Source organism: Ornithinicoccus halotolerans, from assembly GCF_009602535.1.
Taxonomy (GTDB): domain Bacteria; phylum Actinomycetota; class Actinomycetes; order Actinomycetales; family Dermatophilaceae; genus Ornithinicoccus; species Ornithinicoccus halotolerans.
On sequence record NZ_WIQI01000180.1, the window covers coordinates 1 to 3,195 of the forward strand.

General features: G+C 77.3%; 3 protein-coding genes. All 3 read right to left on the reverse strand.

Annotated elements, in window-relative coordinates:
* Positions 1-21: 21 nt before the first annotated feature.
* From GFJ45_RS15710 to rimI, 3 genes are read right to left on the reverse strand one after another with little or no spacing between them, the layout of a single operon-like run.
* Positions 22-1,470: a glycoside hydrolase family 3 N-terminal domain-containing protein gene (locus tag GFJ45_RS15710; protein ID WP_153398945.1), complete on the reverse strand. Its 1,449-nt coding sequence runs from the start codon at positions 1,468-1,470 to the stop codon at positions 22-24.
* A complete protein-coding gene (gene tsaD, locus GFJ45_RS15715) occupies positions 1,467-2,525 on the reverse strand; it encodes a tRNA (adenosine(37)-N6)-threonylcarbamoyltransferase complex transferase subunit TsaD (protein WP_153398949.1) in 1,059 nt (352 codons plus the stop codon). The genes GFJ45_RS15710 and tsaD overlap by 4 nt, the downstream gene beginning before the upstream one ends.
* The gene (rimI, locus tag GFJ45_RS15720) at positions 2,522-3,034 is read right to left on the reverse strand and encodes a ribosomal protein S18-alanine N-acetyltransferase (RefSeq protein WP_228387193.1); all 513 of its coding nucleotides are present in this window, start codon (positions 3,032-3,034) and stop codon (positions 2,522-2,524) included. Before rimI ends, tsaD begins: the two co-directional genes overlap by 4 nt.
* Positions 3,035-3,195: the final 161 nt, after the last annotated feature.

A 3,195-nucleotide genomic window follows, 5' to 3' on the forward strand; every position in this document is an offset into this window, starting at 1 on the left:
TGGCCGGTGAGGTCGTGCTGGTCACCAAGCTGGCGCACGCGGAGACGTCGGACACGCTGTCGTCGATGGCCCGGCCGCCACCCGGCGGGCGAGGTCACCAGCGCTGCCGAGCACGTCGGTGTCCGGACGGTCCCGGTGGTGGCTGCGCAGCGTCGCGACGGTGCGCGCCGCGGCCTCCTCCAGCCGCTCCCGCGGCAGCCTGCCCTCGCTGACCGCGGTCTCGATCGCGCGCACCGCCGCGGCCGGGTCCGGCGGCATCAGCAGCACGTCGGCCCCGGCGAGCAGGGCGCGCACGGCGGCCTCCCCGGGCGCGAGGTCGGCCGAGACCCCGGTCATGTCGAGGGCGTCGGTGACGACCAGGCCGGTGAAGCCCAGCTGCTGGCGCAGCAGTCCGGTGGTCACCGCCCGGGAGACGGTCGCGGGCTGGTCGTCCACGGCCGGCAGCACGATGTGGCCGGTCATCACCGCCGGCACCCCGGCGGCGACCCCTTCGGCGAACGGCACCAGGTCCCGGTCGCGGAGGGTGGCCAGGTCCGCCTGCTGGACGGCGGTGCCGAGGTGACTGTCGGCAGGGACCGAGCCGTGGCCGGGGAAGTGCTTGAGCACCGGGACCACGCCGGCGAGCCCGTAGCCGCCGGCCTGCGCGGTCGCGGTCCGCGCCACCAGGGCGGGGTCGCTGCCGGGCGAGCGGCTGCCGATCGTCGGGTCCTCCGGCCCGGTGGTCACGTCGGCGACCGGGGCGAACACCACCGTGTAGCCGAGCGCGGCGAGCTGCTCCCCGGACGCCTCCGCGGCCTGTCCGGCCAGCTCAGGCCGGTCGGCGGCCCCGAGTGCCATCGCGGTGGGCCAGCGGTCCAGCGGAGCGCCGACCCGGGTGATGGCACCGCCCTCCTGGTCGATCCCGAGGAAGGCCGGCCAGTCGCGGCCGTCGTCCGTCACCGCCTGCTGCACCGCGCCGGTCAGGCCGGTCAGGGCGTCCACCCGGGCGTCCGGGTCCTCGGGCACGTTCCCGCCCAGGGTGATGACGCCGGCGAGGTGGTGCTGGCGCACCAGTGCCGCCGCGGCGGCGGGGTCGGTGCCGGGGTAGGCGGCGACGACCACCTGGCCCGCCAGCCGCTGGGTGTCGAGGTCCCGCACGTCCTGCCGCGCACGGGAGAGCTGCTGCGCGGACGGCAGCCCTGGCCGCACGGCAGGCTCCGGCTGTCCGGTGCGCTCACCCTCGTCCCCACCCTCGCCAGCGGTGGCGGTGCCGTCGTCCCCCGCTGCCGTGGTGCTGCCGGTGGGCTCCGGCCCGCCGGCGCTCGGGTCGGCACCGGCCGTCGCTGCCGGCTGCTCCGTCTCCTCCCCGGTGCCCTCCCCCGCGGAGCCGCCGGGGTCGGGGCTGCAGGCACCGAGCAGGAGCAGCAGGGCGGTCGTGACGGCCACCGGGCCCCGCGCGGACGCCCGCCGTCGACGGCGCTGTCGGCTCACCCGCTCACCTGCTCCACCGGCAGCGAGGAGTCGGCCGAGAGGTCCAGCGGCGAGGGCTCCCGTCCGGCCAGCACCAGGTGGGAGCCGAGCGCGGCGACCATGGCGCCGTTGTCGGTGCACAGCGCCGGGCGCGGCACCCGGAGCCGGACGCCGGCGGCCTCGCACCGCTCCTGCGCCAACGCCCGCAGCCGGCTGTTGGCGGCGACGCCACCGCCGATCAGCAGGTCGGCGACGCCGTGCTCGCGGCAGGCGAGCAGCGCCTTCCGGGTGAGCACGTCGACGACGGCTTCCTGGAAGCTGGCGGCGACGTCGGCGACCGGCACCGGCTCACCGGACTGCTCGCGGGCCTGCACCCAGCGAGCCACGGCGGTCTTGAGCCCGGAGAAGGAGAAGTCGAACCGGTGCCGCTCCATGTCCCGGCCGGAGGTGAGCCCGCGCGGGAAGTCGATGACCACCTGCCCGCCCTCGCGGGCGGCCCGGTCCACGTGCGGGCCACCCGGGAACGGCAGCCCGAGCACGCGGGCCACCTTGTCGAAGGCCTCCCCCGCCGCGTCGTCGATGGTCGCACCCAGCGAGCGGATGTCGGAGGTGACGTCCTCGACGAGCAGCAGGTTGGAGTGGCCACCGGAGACGAGCAACCCCATGGTGGGGTCGGGCAGCGGCCCGTGCTCCAGCACGTCGACGGCCACGTGCGCGCCGAGGTGGTTGACGCCGTACAGCGGCACGCCCAGGCCCAGCGCGAGCGCCTTGGCGGCCGCCACGCCCACCAGCAGCGCTCCGGCCAGGCCGGGGCCGGAGGTCACCGCGACCGCGTCGACGTCGCGCAGCCGTACCCCGGCGTCGGCGCAGGCGCGGTCGATCGTGGGGACCATCGCCTCGAGGTGGGCGCGGCTGGCGACCTCGGGAACCACGCCGCCGAACCGGGCGTGTGCCTCCACGCTGCTGGCGACGGCGTCCGCGAGCAGGGTGCTGCCCCGGACCAGGCCGACGCCGGTCTCGTCGCAGCTGGTCTCCAGCCCCAGCACCAGCGGCTCGTGCTCGTTGGGCCTGCTCACGGTCCCACCTCCAGGCGCATCACCAGGGCGTCGGCCCCGTCCGGGTAGTAGCGGGCGCGGGTGCGCACCGGCACGAACCCCCGGCTGCGGTACAGCGCCGTCGCCGCGGCGTTGTCGGCGCGCACCTCCAGCACCAGCCACCGCGCGCCGCCCCGGGCGGCCCGTCGCTCCAGCTCCGCCAGCAGCAGCCCGCCCAGGCCACGGCCCTGGCAGCGCGGGTCGACCGCCACGGTCATCACGTCCGCGACCTCACCGCCCAGGTCCAGCCCTCCGTAGCCGATGAGCCGCCGCTCCTGCCCGGTGTGGTCCTGCTCCTGGAGGACCACGTAGTCGCGCCGGGGCCGGGCAGCCAGCTCGGCCCACCACGAGGCCTCGCTCCAGGCGTCGCCGGGGAAGAGGTCACGCTCCAGGGACACCACGTCCGGCAGGTCCTGCCACCGCAGCTCCCGCACCCCGACCGCGGCCTGCCCCGCGGTGACGTCGCTGCCCGTGCCCGCTGCCGCGGTCACCGGCGCCCCGTCCCGCGGCCGGCACCTCGTCCGCCGACCGGCGCCACGGGCTTCGGGGGGCCAGGCGCCGCGGCATCCGGCCGGCGCAGGTAGAGCGGCTCCGGAGGCAGCAGCCAGTCCGCCTGGCCGGGGTCGGCGAGGGCGGTCGCGGCGAGAGATCG